General features: G+C 38.0%; 19 protein-coding genes. 4 read left to right on the top strand and 15 right to left on the bottom strand.

What is annotated here, in order from left to right; all coding sequences use genetic code 11:
• Positions 1-281 precede the first annotated feature (281 nt).
• From MKP09_RS00090 to MKP09_RS00075, 4 genes are all read left to right on the top strand, one after another.
• On the top strand, positions 282-1,478 hold the full coding sequence (locus tag MKP09_RS00090; RefSeq protein ID WP_240825171.1) for a ligand-binding sensor domain-containing protein: 1,197 nt from the start codon (positions 282-284) through the stop codon (positions 1,476-1,478).
• A 50-nt stretch (positions 1,479-1,528) separates the two neighbouring features.
• A complete protein-coding gene (locus tag MKP09_RS00085; protein WP_240825169.1) occupies positions 1,529-2,359 on the top strand; it encodes a ligand-binding sensor domain-containing protein in 831 nt (276 codons plus the stop codon).
• The gene (locus tag MKP09_RS00080; protein WP_240825167.1) at positions 2,335-3,369 is read left to right on the top strand and encodes an ATP-binding protein; all 1,035 of its coding nucleotides are present in this window, start codon (positions 2,335-2,337) and stop codon (positions 3,367-3,369) included. The genes MKP09_RS00085 and MKP09_RS00080 overlap by 25 nt, the downstream gene beginning before the upstream one ends.
• 96 nt (positions 3,370-3,465) lie before the next feature.
• Positions 3,466-4,230, top strand: a complete 765-nt coding sequence (locus tag MKP09_RS00075; protein WP_240825165.1) for a response regulator transcription factor — start codon at positions 3,466-3,468, stop codon at positions 4,228-4,230.
• Between the two features lie 28 nt (positions 4,231-4,258).
• Here the strand turns inward: MKP09_RS00075 and MKP09_RS00070 are convergent, their stop codons facing one another.
• From MKP09_RS00070 to MKP09_RS00005, 15 genes are all read right to left on the bottom strand, one after another.
• On the bottom strand, positions 4,259-5,422 hold the full coding sequence (locus MKP09_RS00070) for a beta-1,2-mannosidase (RefSeq protein WP_240825163.1): 1,164 nt from the start codon (positions 5,420-5,422) through the stop codon (positions 4,259-4,261).
• Positions 5,423-5,507: 85 nt separating this feature from the next.
• Positions 5,508-7,493 (bottom strand): FAD-dependent oxidoreductase, encoded by a 1,986-nt coding sequence (locus MKP09_RS00065; protein WP_240825161.1) that lies wholly within the window; start codon positions 7,491-7,493, stop codon positions 5,508-5,510.
• A gap of 108 nt (positions 7,494-7,601) precedes the next feature.
• Positions 7,602-8,051: a glycoside hydrolase family 88 protein gene (locus MKP09_RS25070; RefSeq protein WP_262915040.1), complete on the bottom strand. Its 450-nt coding sequence runs from the start codon at positions 8,049-8,051 to the stop codon at positions 7,602-7,604.
• Entirely contained in the window at positions 8,036-8,737 is a 702-nt protein-coding gene (locus MKP09_RS25065) for a glycoside hydrolase family 88 protein (RefSeq protein ID WP_262915039.1), read from the bottom strand. Before MKP09_RS25065 ends, MKP09_RS25070 begins: the two co-directional genes overlap by 16 nt.
• Positions 8,738-8,780: 43 nt before the next feature.
• Complete coding sequence (locus tag MKP09_RS00055; protein ID WP_240825151.1) at positions 8,781-10,706, bottom strand: RagB/SusD family nutrient uptake outer membrane protein; 1,926 nt, start codon at positions 10,704-10,706, stop codon at positions 8,781-8,783.
• Between the two features lie 11 nt (positions 10,707-10,717).
• Complete coding sequence (locus MKP09_RS00050; RefSeq protein ID WP_317235216.1) at positions 10,718-12,595, bottom strand: TonB-dependent receptor domain-containing protein; 1,878 nt, start codon at positions 12,593-12,595, stop codon at positions 10,718-10,720.
• Positions 12,562-13,053: a hypothetical protein gene (locus MKP09_RS00045; protein ID WP_240825120.1), complete on the bottom strand. Its 492-nt coding sequence runs from the start codon at positions 13,051-13,053 to the stop codon at positions 12,562-12,564. The genes MKP09_RS00050 and MKP09_RS00045 overlap by 34 nt, the downstream gene beginning before the upstream one ends.
• A gap of 50 nt (positions 13,054-13,103) precedes the next feature.
• Positions 13,104-13,574, bottom strand: a complete 471-nt coding sequence (locus MKP09_RS00040; RefSeq protein WP_240828980.1) for a TonB-dependent receptor plug domain-containing protein — start codon at positions 13,572-13,574, stop codon at positions 13,104-13,106.
• Positions 13,535-13,957 (bottom strand): carboxypeptidase-like regulatory domain-containing protein, encoded by a 423-nt coding sequence (locus tag MKP09_RS00035; protein ID WP_240825118.1) that lies wholly within the window; start codon positions 13,955-13,957, stop codon positions 13,535-13,537. The genes MKP09_RS00040 and MKP09_RS00035 overlap by 40 nt, the downstream gene beginning before the upstream one ends.
• A 780-nt stretch (positions 13,958-14,737) precedes the next feature.
• Entirely contained in the window at positions 14,738-15,787 is a 1,050-nt protein-coding gene (locus MKP09_RS00030) for a hypothetical protein (RefSeq protein ID WP_240825110.1), read from the bottom strand.
• 743 nt (positions 15,788-16,530) lie between these two features.
• Positions 16,531-17,400 carry an FAD-binding protein gene (locus MKP09_RS00025; protein ID WP_240825108.1) on the bottom strand — a complete coding sequence of 290 codons (870 nt, stop codon included), beginning with the start codon at positions 17,398-17,400 and terminating at the stop codon, positions 16,531-16,533.
• A gap of 2 nt (positions 17,401-17,402) precedes the next feature.
• A complete protein-coding gene (locus MKP09_RS00020) occupies positions 17,403-17,720 on the bottom strand; it encodes a hypothetical protein (protein ID WP_240825097.1) in 318 nt (105 codons plus the stop codon).
• 71 nt (positions 17,721-17,791) lie between these two features.
• On the bottom strand, positions 17,792-19,114 hold the full coding sequence (locus MKP09_RS00015) for a chloride channel protein (protein WP_240825095.1): 1,323 nt from the start codon (positions 19,112-19,114) through the stop codon (positions 17,792-17,794).
• A gap of 95 nt (positions 19,115-19,209) precedes the next feature.
• On the bottom strand, positions 19,210-19,461 hold the full coding sequence (locus MKP09_RS00010; protein WP_240825094.1) for a hypothetical protein: 252 nt from the start codon (positions 19,459-19,461) through the stop codon (positions 19,210-19,212).
• Between the two features lie 283 nt (positions 19,462-19,744).
• The gene (locus MKP09_RS00005; protein WP_240825092.1) at positions 19,745-19,939 is read right to left on the bottom strand and encodes a hypothetical protein; all 195 of its coding nucleotides are present in this window, start codon (positions 19,937-19,939) and stop codon (positions 19,745-19,747) included.
• Between the last annotated feature and the right edge of the window lie 731 nt (positions 19,940-20,670).

Genomic DNA, 20,670 nt, shown 5'->3' with positions numbered 1-20,670 from the left:
TTCTAAAAATACACAATACAAACAGTAATGATAAAAGCAAGCGCATAGAGTTCGTTATAATTATTATATTTTTCGACTTAGAATACTTCTAAAAGTAAGCTAAGTCGTAATCATGCATGCAAAAGTATGCGCGTCAAAATAAACAAACTCTAACCGAACGCATTGTTCAATATTTTTATTAATTGTATCAATATTTAATGCATACAGTACTAATTCCGATAATTCAATTTTTGAAAACCAAAATGTTTTGATGTCATTATTTATATTTGAATTCAGTAAATATGAAATTCTTCTCTAAGATTGCCTTACTAAACCTGTTATTCCAAATTGTCGTTTCTTATAGCCACGGCCAATATTACTTTAAACATTACCAGGTAGATGACGGATTAGTGCATAACGCTGTAACCGCTGTACTACAAGATAGTAAAGGCTTTATTTGGATAGGTACCCGCGGCGGTGTAAACCGCTTTGATGGATATTCTTTTAAAACATTCAAGAATAATAACGATAAATTCGGCAGCCTGGGAAATGATGTCATTAACAGTATTGTCGAAGATAAAAACAGGATGATTTGGATAGGTACTGGTAAAGGCCTTTTTAAATACGATCCATACAAAGAGACCCTTACTCAATTAGAATCGGCTCCGAAAGAATATACCAACAATATTGTTATAGATAAGGATAATAATCTATGGTTTCTTATTCAGTTTTCGCTGTACAAATACATACAGGCTGAAAATAGAATTGAACATTTAAAAATACAAGCATCATGCATCGCACTAGACTCAAACATGAACTTATGGATGGGCGATAATGATGGCAACATCAGCATTTATAATTCTCAAAAAAAACGTGGCCCCAGGATAAGGATAGTTAATAAAAGCTTGCCGTCTAATGCCCGCTCTATCAGCAAAATTTATCCTGTTTCTAATAATGAATTTCTAATTGGCTGTTTTAAACAAGGATTGAAAATATACTCTCTCCAATCCGGCGCAGTTAGATCTTTACCATTGGGAGATCATGAATACAAGGACACATATGTTCGAGACATTACAATAGCTAACGACGGTAAATATTGGATTGCTACCGAATCAGGAATTTATATTAACGATTTAAAAACCAATACCAGCATTAACCTTCGAAAACGTATAGGCGATAAATACGCCTTGGGAGACAATGCCGTTTATGCTATATGCAGAGACAACCAGGGCGGTATGTGGGCCGGTACTTTTTTTGGAGGATTAAATTATTATTCAAAGGATAATGCGCGATTTGAAAAGTATTACCCAATTCCCGGAGTTAACTCTATTTCAGGTAATGCAGTTAGGGAAATTTGTTCCGATAGCAGCGGGCAGTTATGGATCGGCACCGAAGATGCAGGTCTTAGCAAATTGGATTTAAAAACAGGAATATTTACAAACTATAATACTACTGAAAAAAAGGTAGTATTTCTTATCCCAATATACACGGCCTTTTAGCTTGGGGAAACCATCTATATATCGGCCCCTTTTTACAGGGAATGGAAATAATGGATACGCGCACCGGTATGATTACTGACCGGTTTAAACTTGTTGGTGATAAAAGTGGTCCGGTAAGTGACTTTATCATTTCTATATACCGTACAAAAGATAACCACCTTTTGGTAGGAAGCGCATATAGTGGCGCAGGATTATTTGAGTATGATATACAACGCAAAACATTTAAGCGCATCAATGAAATACCTTATAACACTTATGTTTACGATATTTTTGAAGATTCAAAAGGAAATATCTGGACAGGTAGTGTGAAGGAAGGCGCCTATTATTATAATCCAAAAACCGGAGCGCGAGGTAACCTGAGGTTTGGAGATTCCACAAAGGGGCAAACCATAAATGAATTTCCTGTATACAACATTTTTGAAGATAGCAACCATTCACTATGGTTTGCAACAATTGGTTGCGGACTTATAAAATTAAGTCCCGACCGAAAGACCTTTAAAAGGTACACGACATCAAACGGGCTTCCCAGTAATGTACTGTATAGCATTTTAGAAGATAATTCAAAACATTTGTGGATCAGTTCGCTCAAAGGACTTGTTTGTTTTGACCTCCGTACAGAACGGGTAAAAGTATATACAAGAGCAAATGGTTTAATCACTGATCAGTTCAACTACAACTCAGGCTATAAACATACAGACGGCAAAATGTATTTCGGTTCGGTTAAAGGGATGATTGCTTTTGACCCCGCATTGTTTAACCAAAAAGAGCCAAGCCCCCAACTTATATCACAGGCTTTCAGATTAATAATACGGAAACATTGCCGGGCGAACAATACAGCCCACTTTCCAAATCCATTTTGTATACAGATACTGTTACATTAGAATATGATCAGAATAATTTCAGTATTGAGTTTGCCGCGTTAAATTTTTCTTCTCCTGAAGCAACGAGATACAAATACTTAATGAAAGGTATTGACCAATCATGGACATATCTCAATACTAATCGCAAAGCCTATTTTACAGATCTTACCAACGGCACTTACGAATTTATTGTTCAGGCGGAAAGCAATATAGGCGGATGGGCAGGCAAGGAACGCCGGCTGTTTATCAAAATTCTACCTCCTTTCTGGAAAAGTAACGCAGCATATGCAATATACATACTGATGCTGGGTATAGTTTTATACATTGCAGCCCGCTTGTACCGACAACAGGTGGAAAGAAGAAATTCTCGCAAACTGCAGTTATTTGAGCACGAAAAAGAAAAGGAAATTTACCAGGCAAAGATTGAGTTCTTTACAAATATTACGCATGAAATACAAACACCGCTTACTCTTATTGCCGGACCAATAGAGTGGCTGCTCAAAAAATTTGGTAAAGAACCTGGCATCAACAAAAGCTTAACAATAGCCGAAAAAAATACCAGGCGGCTGGTAGATTTAACCAATCAACTGCTGGACTTTAGAAAGACAGAGGCCAATCAGTTTAGCTTAAACTTTGTAAAAACAGATATTATTGAAGTTGTAAATGATCTTATAACCGTCTTCAAAGAACAAGCTGCGATCAACAATATTGACCTGAAAACAGAATTACCTGATAATCATTTTATGGCTTTTGTAGACAGGGAAGCATTTATAAAAATATGCACCAACATGATATCGAACGCTGTTAAGTATGCTGCAGCCAGTGTTACTGTTCAAATAGCCAATGTCGAAAATTCAGATGCATATTTCGCTATAACCTTTATCAATGACGGGAAAGCTATTCCGGAAGAATTCAGGCATCAGATATTTGAACCCTTTGTGAGAGTACGGGGAATAATAAACCAGGGACTGGAATCGGCTTGTCCATTGCCAAGTCGCTTACAGAGCTACACAATGGATCGCTGCAATTAATTTCAGGCAATCAGGATTTGATTACTTTTGAAATGCGTATGCCCATACATCAAAAAATTGAATTTCAGCTAAGCAGCTGGAAAAAGATAAAATAATATGACTGAAAGTATTCTTATTATTGATGACAACGAAGATATTCTGGAATTTTTGTCTGTGATCTTAGGCGATACCTACAAACTTCATCTCGCACTAAACGGAGAAATTGCCCAAACCATTTTAGATAATGAAATAGTGCATCTCATCATATCGGATATTATGATGCCGGGAATTGACGGATTTGAACTATGCCGATTGATAAAATCTAACGTGGAGTACTGTCATATTCCCATTATACTTTTAACTTCTAAAAATACGTACCAGGCACATATAGAAGGTTTGGAAGTAGGTGCAGATGCTTATATTCAAAAACCGTTTTCTTCTGAATTATTACAAGTGCAAATTGTAAACCTCCTAAAGAATCGCCGTAAAATAAAAGATCATTTTGCCAGTTCACCATTTGATGATGTACGTGTAATGGCTCATTCCAAGACGGACGAGGCTTTTCTAAAAAAACTGGATGAATATATCAGAGCCAATGTTAAAGATCCAAACATTGATATTGATACACTCGCAGAATACATGTTTATGAGTCGCACAACATTTTATCGTAAAATAAAATCACTTTCTTCATTATCACCAAAGGAACTAATTGACATTACTCGCCTTAAGAAAGCAGCAAGTCTGATCGCAGAGAACGAATTTTCATTATATGAAATTTCAAAAATGGTAGGCTACAGCTCGCAAAGCCTTTTCAGCCGAAATTTTCAAAAATACTTTAAGATGTCTCCTAATGAATATTTCAACTCATTGCCCAGGGCATAAAATCTTTCATTGCCGTTTCTATACGGATTTATTTATAAGCCAAATTCTTGAAGCAATAATTTTTATTTCCCATCCTTCTGTGGTTTGAAAATCGCCACACCCACTTTACTATCAGCACATCCGTAATAAAGAAACCATTGATTTTTGAAATAAACAAGCCTTCAATAAAAACAGTGCCTGCCGGGTACTGTCCGCTTTTTTCAAATGGTTCGGTAGGAACAAAGAAAGGCTTATCCAGGCGGCCTATAACTTTTGAGGGATTGTTCAAATCAAATAATACTTGTCCTGCTGCATATGTATTGGCTGTGTAATTAGTATCCCTACCGCTGTTTGCTTTATTTTTTCCGTTGTATAAAACTAAAATTCCTTTATCGGTAACAATTGCAGGAGGTCCGCATTCCGTAAGGTCGCTATCAAAATAGCCCTGCCTCGGCTTAACAACCGAATCAAGTTTTCCTTTTTCGTTTAGAGTGGGTGTCCAGTTGATCAGGTCGTCTGAAGTAGCAATGTTCATGAACCTTTCTCCCCAGTACATCATATATTTCCCGTTAACTTTGGTGATCACCTGTTTGCCATTCTCAATTTTGTTTACGATAGAACCCGATTTACAGAACATGTCTTTAAACTGTCCATTATGTGCTTTCAGAAATGCAGGACCGTGTTTTGTCCATTTTTTCAGATCCTTGGAAGTTGCCACTGCCAGACGAGCTACCTTTCTATTCCATTGGGTATATAGCATTACATACAGACCATCATTCGTAACCGAAATACGCGGATCTTCACAACCGCCAGGCCATTCATTCTCTTTTTGCCCGTCTTCATCAGGATAAAATACTGGTTTCGGGTTTCTTTTCATTTTGATGCCATCAAAACTTTCTGCCATCCCCAACCTCGAAGTTCGCTTACCAATCCCTTCCCCCGACTTGTCTTCTGCACGGTACAGTATGTATATTTTATTATCTTTTATTGTGGCTGCCGGGTTAAACACATCGCCCGCTTCCCAAGCCAGGTTTTGTTTACTCATAGGGTCAAGGAAAACGCTTTGCGTATTAGGAGAAAGAATAGGATTAGCGTTGGCAGGTCTTATAAAAGGCCCCAAAGCCCAGTCAGGGAGCCGATCCTGTGCGCTTGCAAACAATGCAGCAGGAAGAACAAACATCAGAACCAGCAATCGTAAAATATTATTATGCATAAATCCTAAATTTCAATTTACCATGCCTATTTTCACTTTTGTAGAAGGCGTCATTAAAACTTCGTGAACAATTCATTCTCTTTATTTATTTGAATGAAGGCACAAATAAAACAGCATCGGCGGCAACTACACCATTCGCCTTTTGATTAGAAGTTTCAACATATACCCTCCTTCCCTCACTCAAGGTGTACGCACCAAGTTCCACCCATTCACCGGATGTCTGACCAGCTATTTTTACATCTGCATTACGAATGGCTTTCAATGTCAGTTTATTTCCATTGTATACTTTAACTTCTACAACATCAGCTGCATTTTTCAACCTTGGGTAATAAATATACACTTTATAATCACCTGATTTTTCAATATAAGGCTCGAAACGAATACTGGCAGTTGGTTTAGTGTTGTTCGACAGAAATGAAGGTCCATAACCACCCGAATTTTCTCTTTTCCATTTCCCGGAAATTGTTTTAACATCGCTGTCATCAACAAGTATTTCTGCCGTACTTCCATCGCCTAACGGATCATCTTTTAATTGCTGCTGAAGGGATTTTACGTTTACCTCCTGAACTGCACATTTTTCGTTAATGGCCATTGTAGCCGCAGTAGCCGCTGATTGAGCCAGCACCATAAATACAGGCTCCATCCGTATGGAACCATAAGCCATATGGCTTGCAGACAGGCACACAGGAACAAGCAGATTAGTACATTCACTCCGTTTGGGTGTAATAGCGCGATAAGCTATTGGATAAGGTTGTATTCCTTTAATCTGTACATCACCTTCATTTTTAACCATACCATTCCAAACAATGCGTTGCGCATTATGAGAGTCCATGTTATATGCAGCCATGCCTATACCATCCTCAACTATATCTTTAGCCTGGCAATTAGCCTGCGTCATTATATAATCACCCAACATTCTCCTTGCTTCGCGAACATATAGCTGTGGAGTCCAGTGTTGAGTTGTTATATATTCATCTTTGGGGTACCCCCACTGTAACATTTGATTTCTTAAATGCAAAGGCATGCGCGAATCGTGACCTATAAAATATAAAAATCCTTTCGTATAAGCAACATGATCCTGAAAAATGCTTTCCCTCGTTGCATAATCTCCATCAGGATACTTATAATTCATGCCAATCATATCCGTGGAGAAGGGTCCCTGATTATTAATATCTGTTTTATTATTAGGCATCAGGTCCATTTTTAAAATTTCCCCAAGTTGCCTTGCCGGTTTTACAGAAAGATAGCGCAGCAGCAATTCGTATTTTGTGGAATCATAATTATGCGGCCGTTCTATGGGCAGTTGATTTTGCGGATCTTTACTCAGACATATCCTAAAATTATATGCCTGCATTTTTTTATCGCCGGAACCTGCTTCTTTCAATGGGTCATCACTAATACCCCATAACAATCCACTTTGTGGCCTACCTGGAATAATGTACGGATCTACGCCATCAGGAAACTGATGCTTATCTTTTAGTTGTACTCCATTTACTGTTTCATTGTATTGTGAGTTTGATTCTCTACCCGTTGTGTAACTGACTTTAGCTTTCGCCATCAAATCACCTTCATAAGAACAATCGATATATTGTTTACTGCTCACCTCGGCAATACCTTTTGTTTCATCAGCATTTTCCAGTACAATCGATCGTATAATAGTTCCCGACTTATTAACCTTATTTATGCGCCTTCCATATAAAACCTGGCAACCCGATCTTTTGATATAATCAAGAAAAACTTGTTCCGCAACTTTAGGCTCGAAAATCCATTGCTCAAATTTTCCATAATGTAGTCCTATACGGCGGTAAAAATCTCTGGCCAATCCAGTAACTACATACTTATTTCCAATATCTGTAAATCCTAATCCACCCGAAGACAATCCTCCCAAACGATGTCCAGGTTCAATTAATAGGACACGCTTGTTTTGTAGCGCAGCAGTGTACGCCGCTATAACACCAGCCGAAGTGCCGCCATACACGCAGACGTCAACATTAATTGTATTGTCAACAGGCTGCGCACGAATTAAAACCGAAATAAAAATTATAGCGAAACAAATAAAAGGGCGTTTCATCCGTATATTTATTGAAGTAACCACATGGCGTATTTTTAATACTTATCTGTATAAAATTACTTTAACCAGAGTATTAAACCTAGAGATGCAAAATTGTAATCCACTTCGCTATACTTTATCTAGACAATAAAGATATTTTTTATTGCCCCAAAAGGGCTGCTGCACACCACAGGTAAGGTGCTTGTCCATGAAAATCTCCAGCATTGCGCGGACGATCATGATAATATTGTTTATCATTTTTTTACCTGTGCCGATACAAACTTCAGTTACATTGTTCCGTTCATCGATATACGGACTCATGGCCAACCACGCCTTTCGAGCAGCTGTACCATATTCTGCAGCACTTAACCATCCTTGTTGAATACCACGAATAAATGCGTAAGTAAACATAGCAGTGCCTGATGTTTCAGCCCAAAAATCCGGTTCATTAATAAGTTGGTTCCACATACCACTTGGCCTTTGATGCTCCTTCAGGCTTTTCATCATAGTCAAATAACCTTCCATAATACGTGGGCGATCTTTGTGATCTTTGGGCAGCACACTCAGCAGATCCGGCATACCCACAGCCATCCAACCGTCACCTCTTCCCCAATAATAAGGAACATCCGGAGCATGATAAAAAGTCCGTTTGGACGTTGCAACTCATCCAGATACATGACCATTTCCTTTGCTGCACGATCAATATATTTATGATCGCCTGTTACTTTATACGCCTCGCTCTGCACAACCGTGATCATATACATATCGTCAATCCACAATCTGGTTTGCCAGGAATATCCTTTATCCGCCCAAGCTTTTTCCTCACGTTTTGCATTTTCAGGAAGTTCCCATTGTGTATCGGCATAGGCTAATCCCATTTTGCGGTAGCGTTCATCTTTTGTTATCTGATAAAGTTTTAGTGCAAGGCTGCCAAACATATTGTAGTCTACATGATTCATTGGAGGCAGCAATACTTTTTCACGATTGAAGAAAGGCTCAAATTTATCCTTTAAAAGTTTTATTAGTTTCTGATCTTTTGCTTTCAATGCATAATCAAGCGCACCATTCCAGGTACAAACTTCTGCATAATGAATGTATTTCCCTGCATAAAGCTCGTGTCTCCCGTCTATAAAATGGTAGGCTAACCGTTTTCCAATTTCATGCGGCGTAGATCCTTTTGGGAAACCTGTTAGGGAATTTTGTTGCGCAAACACCAATTGAAAAGAAAGAACCGTAAGCAACGATAAGAGTAGCTTTTTACACATACGACTTTTTATTTGTGATTTAATTTATGATTATTACGACAACTTAGTTGGTGTCTTCATCAGCTACTGCGTCCTGCCAGTTGTCCCACATTTCAATATTTGCATCATGGCCGCTATAGCCAGGGTTTTGGCGTAGTTTGCCAAGAATATTAGAATTTATTGATTTTTGGGGAATTGGCCAGTAAATGTTATTCGCTGCTATGGTATAACTTCTATTACGCACCGTTACCCTGTTTTTATTATAATAATCGTTATAATGCTGAATACGCTGATACCAGTAATTGTTGTTTGATAAATTTTCAACCTGATAGGTATTACCCCACTCATCTGGCTTGTTGCTCAAAGCAAGGCTATACGATATTCTGCTCAACTCCATGTGCCGCCATTCTTCAAGGTATAGTTCGCGGGCACGCTCATTAACAATATCGCCAATGTTGACAGTTGTGTAAAGTTGGCTACACTGGGCTCTACTTCTCACCATATTAACGTCGTCTGTAGCTAATTGAATATTTCCTTTGTAGAATTGCGCCTCTGCTCTTAGCAAATAAGTTTCCGCCAAACGATAGCAATACCAGTCGGCTGCGCCACCATCATTTCTATTAGAAGTAGGCGTTGCCTGAAATACAGGATCATCTATATATATTTTATAATGCGGCCAATTATACCAGCTCCGGATTGTATCTGTACACAGCAGTTTAGAACCATCATATAATCTCAGATTTTGTCCATAATAAGGATCAGTAGGATCGTTATATTTAAGCATTTCCATCCGCGCCCAATTCCCTACTGAACTGTTATGTCGAAGATCCATAGCGTCATCTACACCGTTAACCGCCCAAAGACCAAATTGAGCAAAATGGGTAGGTCTAATCATACCAATCCCTCTTCCTATAGAACCATTAATATCATATTCGGCTCTGTACCTTGAATCTGTTTTGCCAACAGACAACAGCACTTTTCCGCTGGGTGATTTCAATGCGGCCTGGTTCCACATTGGTCCCCAGTTTCGCATCGATTTATATCTGATAGTTGCATCTGATCCCTCACGATTAGGCATTACAAGGATAACTTCCTTATTAGCACCTATTGCTTTGTTAACGGGCCTATGTAAATCCCATATTACATTGCGGGTAACAGGCCAGTTAACTGGAGAGGGGTTATCGAACGTCCCAAATGTACTTGTCATCAAAGAGTATCCGGATTGATCGATTAGTATATTTGCCTGCGCTATGGCCTTGTCCCACTGGCCTGTTGCCAGGTAACATTTTATTAATAACTGGCGACAAGCACCTTTGTTTATCATACCTATATATTCCATTTGTGATTGGTCGGGCACCCATTCTACGGCCTTTTCCATATCAGCAGTAATCATTTCAAGAATAGCCTGCTTGCTGGTAGATTTATAGTTCTGTTTAGGCACTTCCAATATTTTAGTAACTAACGGCACGTCTCCGTACTGAAAGCAAAGTGCCATGTACCGAAATGCGCGATGAAAATAAGCCCTGCCTAAATATTCCTGCTTAGATTGCTCATCTAAATCCGGTACATTGTCTATAAAGCTGATAATGGTATTCGCATATTTAATACCCATGTAAGTTTGATTCCAAAAGAAACCAATCATATTCACGTCATTATCATTGATACCATCTGTAGGGGTAAGGCGCGTAGTTATATCGGCGAAAATATTTCCATCATCTGTTTTGCCAGAAACAGCCAAATCAGACAACATATACTCAGTGCTAATGGGTACGGAAATATCCCTTGTTTCTAAATGACTCCAATAGGTACGCAAATGCCGGTCAGCCAGAGCGATTGTTGCATCCAACCCAGAGCGGGTTGAGAATGTCAAATCAGGTTCATAAAATGAAAGTGGGTCAGGCTTTAAAAAATCTTTGCTACAGCCTGATAATGTAATAGAGATTATACCAATTACAAATAAAACCGATATATAAAAATTATTCCGTTTCATATTTTAATTCTTTAAAAACTTAAATTGATTCCCAATGTGAATATTCTCGGCGCCATCTGGCCGGTTTCGATATCCCAATACCTCCAGTTCTTATCTTTACGCCATACCGCTACATTACGTATAGAACCAAAAACTTTTAGATTCTGTATATTATAAGATGAAATTAATTTATTAGGCAAGGTATAGCCAAGGCTTATATTATCGAGCCTTGCAAAAGACCGGTCAAATACCCTTTGAGGCGCATTCAGACCTGCGGGCCCTTTTGATTCTAACCTGCCCCAAAAATCGCTTGGGTTTTCCGGCGTCCAATATGGCTTATCGTAAGTATTAGCAAGGCCCTGGCTAATTGTCGAAGTTCCGTTATCCTGGTTCAGGTAAGCTCCACTAAGACTTTTATGCCCCATGTAGGAATAAATGTTGATAGCAAAATTGAAATTTTTGTAAGTAAAATCATTGCGCAAAGACCACATGATCGGCGCCTGTGTTTGCCCAAGAAATTCTCTGTCCTTATCATTATAAACAAATGTTGTGCTACCATCCGAGTTTTGAATATCATCTGCCGTGTAGTTATTAGCAACTTTAGGATCACCAGGACGTTGTTTGTACTTATCGGCTTCTTCAATCTCATTAACCTGCCAAATGCCGGTTACCCTATAATTCCATATAGAGCTGATAGGCTGGCCAATGAACCATCCATTTCCGATATCGTCAACTTCTTTACTGGCTACAACATTTCCGCTTGCATCCAACACATCAACATAACTGTAGTAAAGGTGCTTGATGATGTTTTTATATTTTGAAAACCCAAGAGTGGTATTCCAGGTAAAGTTGTTCTTAACAATATTCTGAGAGTTTATTGTTATTTCAAATCCGTTATTTTGCACTTCGCCAAGGTTGGTTGTAATGCTGGTGAATCCTGAAAAATCCGGTAAGGATTGATTCATGATCATGTCAGTAGTAGACATTTGGAAATAATCCAATGTTGTTGAGATACGGTTATTAAGAAAGCCAAGATCCAGGCCTATATTAAAAGATGCTGTTTTTTCCCATTGCAAATTCTTATTCTGCATTCGGTCTATTCTCAGATATTGAAATTGTATATAGTCCCCGCTTGCATTTATATAACCTTGAGTACCCACACCATTGGCAAGGTTAGCTAATGCGATGTAAGGATTTTCGAGTGAACGATTTCCATTTTGCCCATACGACAAACGTAACTTACCATTACTCATTGGGGTCCAGTTAAAGAACTTCTCTTTAGTAAAGGTCCAGCCCAATGCGGCTGAAAGAAATGTAGCTCGTGGATTGGAGGTACCAAATGCTGAGTAACCATCACGACGCACAGAACCGGTAAACATATACCTTTCGTCGTAAGAATAGAAAAGGCGGCCCAGCATACCATCTGCAGTTTGACGGCTGTCTTCTGTATCAAATTCGCTCAATAGCTTATCTCCGCCACTTGTTTCATGAAAGCCCAAAGCATCAGAAGGTGTTATATTCCTTGCTCTGATAACATCCTGCCAGAACTGTCGTTCTTCTGACTCCTGAACCAGGGTTACATTCACACGATGTTTTTCAGCAAAGGTTTTCTCCCAGTTAATGGTATTATTGATAGACCAGTCAAAACGTTTATTATGCTCACGATCAACACCGGCATTATTAGTAAGTGGATTCCAACTTGGATGTGATGATGATGCAAAATACCGTCTGTAATACCACTGATACCTAGGAGATGCGTTAAAAGTGTAATTGATATTAAACGGTAATTTTACCTTAGCTGTAAGAATAGAGTTCAAAACTGTGTAGCCACTTTCAAGATCCTGAAACTGCCTGTTAAAATCATAGTTGTAACCCCTTACAACACCGGTAAGCCCCGCCCCTGCGGATATACCTCAAGGTTTCCGTTCTCATCTCTATAAGAAGCAAAAGGGCTGTTAAAAGTTATTGCACTACCCCAATCCGTCGCTATATTTCCATCAGAACGATCCTGAAAGTTTATATTAGCACCAATGTTTAACCAGTCTGTTATTTTGCCATCAACCTTAAGGTTAGAACGTATCGCTTTGTAATTATCGCCAACTATAACGCCTTGGTTGGAAAGATAGCCGGCAGACATGTAATAATTGATCCTGTCACTAGCACCTGAAACACTGAGATTATAATCCTGATTGAAACCATCACGGAAACTATGATCATACCAATCGAAGGTATTCCCGGCAAGGTAATTAGATAAAACGTTATGATCAAGACCTATACGCCTTGCATATACCTCATCATCAGCCCATCCTTGTGGATTATCTTCATAAGCCCTCCAGTCTGCTTCAGTAATGCCGTATTTAGCCAACATATCAGGGGTGGGTTTTTCATAATAACCGGGCTTACCCCCAGACTCACCACTTACATAAGCCTCATAATTACCAGTAGATGGATTGATGCCGTAAGTATCTGATTTATACCAATCTTCCCTATACTGTAAATATCCCTCGGGGCCCCAAACCGGTTAGCCCCCATTGTTGAAAGCCCAAAGTTTGAAGTGAAGTTAATTTTAGGTTTTCCTTTTTTTCCTTTCTTAGTAGTGATGATAAGAACTCCGTTAGCAGACTGCGCACCATATACTGCCGCCGCCGAAGCATCTTTGAGTACATCTATTTGCTCAATATCATCAGGATTAATTTCAGATAATTCACCATAGAAGATCATCCCGTCCAGAATAAGCAGCGGCGAATTATGATTTGCAGCCGTGTATACAGAGCGCTGGCCGCGAATATTGATACTACCGCCATTTTTTGCAGAAGCGTCTAAGCCAATAGTTAAACCTGGTGTACCTCTTAAAATATCCTGAACCGTTCGGGGATTTTCATCAGCAATTTTATCAGGCTTAAGCTGAGTAATAGCACCTGTGAGATCTTTTTTCTAGAAGTTCCATAACCTATTACTACTACATCTTCAAGATCGCTAGTAACCTGTTGGATGGTAATCACCAAAGATGTCTCTTCATCAATAAGTACTTCCTTTGTAATGTAGCCTACATGAGTTACTTCAAGCATATCTCCTTTAACAGCTGAAATTGCAAACGCTCCTTGAGCGTCTGTGTTTACACTCCGGTTTGTCCCTTTAATATTAATTGTAACGCCTTCCACCTCAGTACCAATTGAATCAACCACCTTACCGTTTATATTCTTTTCCTGCGCATTAGCACAAAAAGAAAAAAGATAAGTAAGAAGGGCATAAATAATTGAGCAACCAGCCACTTCCCATCAATTATAAAAGCATGGCATTGCCAGTATTTTTTGTATTCTTTATTCATAATAGTCATTAATCATTTTAATAAAAATTCATGCAGGGTATCATTGATTCCAGTAGATCTATTTTATAATTGATATATATTGAAAAAATCCATACAAATAATATTGATCTAATTTGTATCAGTTATTTGCAATTATCTGATGCTCTAGTAAAAAGTCATTATGTTGAAGTAATAGATCAACATTGTCCATTAAGGAAAGATTATGACGACAATTTTACCGGCTTATATTATCAATCGTTATATTCTCCATACTTAGTACAATCGCATAAAAACGCTTATCATTTCGCCAAGTGTAAAATAAAAGAACATCTCTTGTAGGTTTTGTTCAACCTTTTGTCGAAACGTTCCAACATTTCAAACATAATTAATAGAGGCCCATAAGAAATCTCTTCAACGGATTTACAGCCCCAATCGTAAGGATCAAGACATTTGTCAAAATTTTTGAAATATTGTAGAATGAAAGTATGTTACGAATAGTAAGTAGAAATACCGAGTGCGTTAGCCAGAAAAGAATTAACGATGCCTCTAATGAAAAAGCAGCTACAATTAATTTGTAACTGCCTTAATTTTTAACGCTCGTTGCTAAAAGAGTTTATGCCGATAAGAGTTGTCAACAACCCTTTGTAAGAAATCGTAAATTTTTAGGACGATATCGGAGCATACTAATTATTGATCACAGAAATCGTTTTTGAATATTGTTGCCCTCCATCCTTATCCACTTGCACTATACGAACAAATATTTTTTTGCATGTTCGTCAATTGAAGCATTTCTCTTTGTACAAGCTATTGCGCCAAAAACAAACATGCTTAATACAAACAGATTCGTTTTTCTTTTGAAACGAAATCCGAAGCAAACCAATGCAAGTGCCAGAGATCCGCTAATCAAAGATATTGCCTTAGACTTCTCGATCTTAAAGTTATACTCAACTTTCTGATCGCTGTTTCCGTTATGAGCTTTACTTTCCACAGATGTAAGTTTTATAAAATTTTTACCGTCTGGAGATAGCTCAATATCAAAATGATCATTATTTACTTCAGACTCAGTAGACCACTCAATATTTAATATTCCATCATTTGCAGTTGCAGAAATATTACCAAAAACCACAGGTAATGCTGCTGCAGGTTGAATTACAATATCGTCAATACGCAGCCCGACTAATTCAGTAGTACTTATTTCTATCGCATCTATGGTGGCGAAATCTACGTTAGAAGAAAGATCTATGTTTCTTGAGGCAATAGGCGTTCCAGCGAAAACTTCGGTAATTGCATTGCCAACCTGGACTCCATTCCTCATTGCTATAACAGTTAGGGTTTGAGAGTTTGCATTATTAGGGGCCAATTCAATGCTGCTTAGTTTAAACTCGCCTCCCGCACTGCTCTTTAATATAGCCTTCGAAATAGCAGTCGTAGTACCGGTTCGGTTAAACGTCAAAAAGATATCACTGCTAAGCGCGCTATTAATAATTCTTATACTTCCTCCTGTCCCATCTCCTTCTACAACAGCAGTTAATCCTGAAGGTGCATTATTGGTGCTGCTTACAGGTATATCCCAGGAAGCTGAAGTTGCAGTACTTTGTGCATGCAATGTTCCTGCAGCAAAACTGGTAAAATCATAGGTGCCATATATAATCTGTGCCTTAAGCGTCGGCAAATAGCAGGTGATTAAACCCAATAAAATAGCCAAAACCTTGACCGACTGAAGAGATGATGCCTTTAGATAGGAAGCTGTAGATTTTGTCTTTCTGTTAGTTAGCGCAGTTGCATAAAATAGCATAGCAGGGAATTAAAGTTTAAAATAAAAGTGGTTTAGAGAATTAAATAGATGAATGGGTGTAGCAATAATTTAAAGGGCTTATTAATGGTTTCTTGGCTTTGGTAAACTTTTAGACAGCAAATTCTATAACAAATATTTCTAATTATATACTAGCAAAAGTAGTAATTAGAAGAGGAAATTTCAGTCGTTAAAAGAAAAAGCAGCTACACTTTTAATATGTAACTGCTTGATTATTCTTGCTCCCCCTGCTGGACTTGAACCAGCGACCCTCTGATTAACAGTCAAAAAATTATATTTTTCAATCATTTTCGTTTCTTTTGGAACGAAAAAAATTCGTTATATTTTATTGAAAATCAATCAGATATAAACCAAATCTAAAATGGATGGAGCAATAGAAAACAACAGAGATGCTGCGCTGGAATTTCTTCAAAATAAAGCGAAGGAAATTGGTGTGATTTAGCAAACTCTATACTACTTGTACTTTAGATAAAAACTGTTTTGAAATATTTCTTGCGGATCGTACTTTAATTTTAATGAAAAAAAAATGCAGCGGCTTGTGGATAAGCTATATTAAACTGCTCTTTGCTAGCATGAAGCCTGTATGGTAAGTAGTAGGTACCTTTTAACGAAACCGCTTCATTAATAAGTGTTTTTGTAAGTCTTTCCATTTCCTTTTCGGGCCGCGGCAGTTCGTTGCTGGCTAAAGAGCATAACAAAACCAAACACATCAGTATTCGCATATTTTAAAAAGTACTTTCATCCTTCATCACATTTCGCACTGTTATATTGAGAAGATCAACATCATATTTAGGAATTACTGTTTTTAGCAACTCTATAAACTGATTTACAGAATCCTTTGGAATAAAATATTCATGCAAAATATCCGTATAACGAGGATCTGTATTTTGAAATACTTCAACACTTTCGTTCAAAAGCTGGTTTCTAGAAAAAACTTTTTTCGAAATCAATCGAGCCGTTATTTTTTCTGCTCTCCACCTCAAATTTTTGCCATAATTGCTGTTAACCGAACTTCTAAAAACAGTACGCCTAAGTTTTGTAAATGAAGTCTTGCTAATATCTTCCTTTTTAATATTTGTATCAATAACGAAAGTTGATATGATACTTTCATTCATAAAGTTTTGAGGATTAATATTAATACGTCCATAAGCCATCCTCACATTTTTATCAGTCGTTACTCTTAAAAATTCATTCACATAATCACTGCTATTAATGATATATTGTTTGCATTTATACAACTCGTTCGGTACGGTTTTAAGTTTCAGGTCTAAAATAATACCGAACAATCCATATCCACCTAACACAAGAGAAAATAGTTGTTGATTTTCATATCTGCTGCATGTCAGTAGTTCTCCGTTAGCATTTATCAATCTAAAAGACTCGACGGTTGAAGCGATGGGTTGTGTGTTAGGTTGCCATCCATGGCAGTTTGCACTAACCGATCCTCCAACTGTAAAAGAGTTATTGGTTTGCATTACATAAACGGAGCGATTGTATTTATCTAAATATGGAATTATATCTGCCCATAATGCGCCTGCTCCCACAGTTAGGAAGTTTGTCGATGTATCCAATTGCTTATAATTGAAATCAAGCATACTTAAAAACAAGCCGCCTTTGTAAATAGTATGTCCCCCATAGAATGTTGTGCGCCTGCAATAGAAATTTTCCGCCCATTATCTTTAGCCTCTTTTATTAAAGCAATAAGTTGTAGGATTGCGTCAGTTGAATCGCGCTTTACGCTAATAATAGAATCGACAGACATTTCATTTAAATGACTTGCATCATTCACAAAACCGTGTTTGTCGCTGTGGCTGACAGGCATGTCTTTATAATACTTGTAGCCTAAAAACGCAACTGGGATTATGATAGATACAAAAAACAGGAAGCAGCATATTAGAATAAGAATTTTTCGCATATTCTTTTAGAACGTAGCATCTTATTTTCCCAACTTTTTATGCCCCGAAAGTTCTGCCATATAATCGTTTTTCAAATAGTCGTAAAAGAATGTTTGTTAATGATCCTTGCCACAACATTTGCCACAATAGCTGCCAGCATTAAATGTAGGATCAGGCTATGTCTGTCCGTCATTTCCAATACCAGAATGGCTGAAGTAAACGGCGCTCTTGTAATACCGGTTAAAAAAGCAACCATGCCTGCTAAAATCATTACATTGGTTTCTGTAGCCGTAAAACCAAACCATCCCGAAAACAAACTTCCGATTGTGGCACCTCCGCTTAATGCTGGTGCAAAAATACCACCGGCACCGCCGCTTGCAAATGATAATGCAGGGCCAACGAGCCTAAGAACAGGATCATACCACTTTGCATGTTTTTGAGAAGTAAATAAATACTGTTCCATTAACTCTTTACCAGAACCCAATACATGCTCACTTACAAAATAAGCTAACGATGCGATGATCCACGCGCTTAATACCAAAAAAAGAAGATGCTTCCATGTAGCATTGAAGCTATTGCGCCAGCGCTGAAGCAACAGTATTGTTTTGCTTAGATAAGAGGCCGCAGCACCTGCAAGTAAGCCCAGTAACACTATAGCCATTAACCCACTGAATGACACGGCTGTTGTCTTTGGAAACCCAAGGTATAAATAAGTCCCGGCTAATTGTTGCGCGGTTAAACCTGCAATAATTACCGCCGTAAAAACAGCCGTCTTAAAATGATTAAAATGTATTTTGGTAAGTTCTTCTACTGCAAAAACAACCCCACCAAGTGGTGTGTTGAATGCTGCTGACAGTCCAGCAGCGGCACCAGTTACAATCATACTTTTACGCGATATGCGCGGCCACCAACCTGGGAGTATCTCGTAAATTTTATTAAAAATAGCGCCGGATATTTGAATGGTTGGTCCTTCACGGCCAATGGCTCCGCCGCCCAATACCAAAATAAAACTGGATACAACTTTATAAAAGATGATTTTTACGCTTAGCAAACGTTTTACTTTATCGTAATCTTTAGGGTTGGCAAATTCAATAGCAGCCATTACCTGGGGAATACCGCTACCACGAGCGTAAGGAGAGAATCTCTTAACCAGCCACCATGATACAATAAAGGCAACTGGCATAATAATAAACAATAGCCAAATGCGATTATGAATCATTTTGACTAAAAGGTTTTCCCCTAAAAGAAAAAGTTGCGCATAAAATACTGCTGCACAACCTACAATAATAGATCCCAACCAAAATGGGATGGCTGTTAGCAAATTATTCTTTACACGCTCACTTTTGATATTATCAAAAATGCGTTTACCGAGTTCTTTAAAGTAATTGAAAAAACCAGATTGAAAAAACTTCATTATCGAAATAGTTAGCAGTTTTTACATACCCTCCCAAAGTAACAGCTTTTAAGTAGCAAATGCAAAACTTATAATGAAGTTTCTGAACCCAAAGCCTACAAATCAAGCCAGTCTACATCTCCGGTGTTTATACCAGCAACGTAAGACTGCAAAGCCAACTGTCCCTGGAGCAGCATATTTTTCATTTCAGCAGGATCGAATACAAGACCACCGGGTCCTCCTCCCAAATTATTTTCCGGCTGTATCAAATGTATTTTGATCGGCTTTTTATTCTGATAAAGGTCACCAGCATCTTCAATATCAAAATATTGGCCTATCACACTCTCACTCACACCTAATGACCGCATCCGCTCTTTACTTTGCTAATGTATAAGAGTCCTGCATTATATTGATTGGGTAGATATAGATCATTATCACCTACATCGGTAATAAAAATAGAAATCGTTTTCTCAAGCACTGCAAAACAAATTCGTCAATTGCTCGTTTGTATGCGTAATTTTTTTTGCTGAATGAATGATAGTGAAAATTTCTTCCGCTCCTGCATCTACCGCCATTCGCTTAAAGGGCCTCATGTAAAAATAGAATTAGAATTAAGCCTTTTCCAAATTATATTTCACTAATATCTGATCATCAGTTACGGACGTATATAAATCTTCTAACTTTTCCAGTTCTCCCAATGCCACCAATGGTACTATTAAAGCGCCCGTGTTGGTTCCAATAAGTGTGTTGAAATCCAATTGATAAATATTCACTAAGTTCCTTGAGTAACACCACCGCGAAAGCTCCTTTAGAACCACCGCCACTTATAACGAGAGCCTGTTTCATCCGTATATTTTTATAGAATATATAATTTGATATTACCTTACATACCGGTCTTTCTCTTGTTTGATCTTATTAAGCCTGACTGCAATAAAAGATTGTAACTACCCAATTATTAAGTTTATAACGCGTTGAGCAGTAAGGCCACATAAAATAAGGAGCCAACATTAAAGCCAAGTCCTCCATTTTAATATCATTTGTTGATGATTCGTTCCCCAATTCGCTTCTGCCATTAAATGCATGTTGGCAAACTTCCAAAATTTTCTGTGCCGAAGGTTTTGTTTTGACGGTTAATAACAACAACCCGCTAAATTTTTGTCATTATAAACAGCCGAAGCATTAATACTGATCTAAAAGGCCGGGTACCATATAGTAACCTGGGGGGTTTATTCCTAAACTCCGGCATATATATCCGGACTACCTGATTTAAACAGGCAGCAACTCCATTGGCAAGTTTTGTGGTTAAAACAGCCATCCTTTTGTAAACTCCGTTTCAGTTTATGCTACTGATCCTCGTAAATAATAAAAATTAAAACCAGGCCATCAGGGTTTTTTAAGAAGTTCATGAGCATTCTTTTCGATACTAAGTTGGCAGCATCGGGTGCATTATTATTATAACCAATTCAGTATGATTAAGATGATGCCTGTTTTCCAAACTGATAAGTAAAATGATTCAACAATATTCTATTTCGCTTATAGTAGCCAAAAGAATTCGGTAAGGCATTTTTTCCATTCGG

The organism is Paraniabella ginsengisoli (assembly GCF_022513635.1).
GTDB classification, from domain to species: Bacteria; Bacteroidota; Bacteroidia; order Chitinophagales; family Chitinophagaceae; genus Niabella; species Niabella ginsengisoli.
Note: the sequence above shows the minus strand (reverse complement) of the source record. Positions and strands in the feature narration are given on the sequence as shown.

Bases quoted from the DNA above. Each gene is read 5' to 3' on its own strand.
- MKP09_RS00090 (WP_240825171.1), top strand. From the start codon at position 282: ATGAAATTCTTCTCTAAGATTGCCTTACTAAACCTGTTATTCCAAATT.
- MKP09_RS00085 (WP_240825169.1), top strand. From the start codon at position 1,529: ATGGATACGCGCACCGGTATGATTACTGACCGGTTTAAACTTGTTGGT.
- MKP09_RS00075 (WP_240825165.1), top strand. From the start codon at position 3,466: ATGACTGAAAGTATTCTTATTATTGATGACAACGAAGATATTCTGGAA.
- MKP09_RS00070 (WP_240825163.1), bottom strand. From the start codon at position 5,422: ATGCATAATAATATTTTACGATTGCTGGTTCTGATGTTTGTTCTTCCT.
- MKP09_RS00065 (WP_240825161.1), bottom strand. From the start codon at position 7,493: ATGAAACGCCCTTTTATTTGTTTCGCTATAATTTTTATTTCGGTTTTA.
- MKP09_RS25070 (WP_262915040.1), bottom strand. From the start codon at position 8,051: ATGCCGGATCTGCTGAGTGTGCTGCCCAAAGATCACAAAGATCGCCCA.
- MKP09_RS25065 (WP_262915039.1), bottom strand. From the start codon at position 8,737: ATGTGTAAAAAGCTACTCTTATCGTTGCTTACGGTTCTTTCTTTTCAA.
- MKP09_RS00055 (WP_240825151.1), bottom strand. From the start codon at position 10,706: ATGAAACGGAATAATTTTTATATATCGGTTTTATTTGTAATTGGTATA.
- MKP09_RS00045 (WP_240825120.1), bottom strand. From the start codon at position 13,053: ATGTTGGCTAAATACGGCATTACTGAAGCAGACTGGAGGGCTTATGAA.
- MKP09_RS00030 (WP_240825110.1), bottom strand. From the start codon at position 15,787: ATGCTATTTTATGCAACTGCGCTAACTAACAGAAAGACAAAATCTACA.
- MKP09_RS00025 (WP_240825108.1), bottom strand. From the start codon at position 17,400: ATGCTTGATTTCAATTATAAGCAATTGGATACATCGACAAACTTCCTA.
- MKP09_RS00020 (WP_240825097.1), bottom strand. From the start codon at position 17,720: ATGCGAAAAATTCTTATTCTAATATGCTGCTTCCTGTTTTTTGTATCT.
- MKP09_RS00015 (WP_240825095.1), bottom strand. From the start codon at position 19,114: ATGAAGTTTTTTCAATCTGGTTTTTTCAATTACTTTAAAGAACTCGGT.
- MKP09_RS00010 (WP_240825094.1), bottom strand. From the start codon at position 19,461: ATGCGGTCATTAGGTGTGAGTGAGAGTGTGATAGGCCAATATTTTGAT.
- MKP09_RS00005 (WP_240825092.1), bottom strand. From the start codon at position 19,939: ATGAAACAGGCTCTCGTTATAAGTGGCGGTGGTTCTAAAGGAGCTTTC.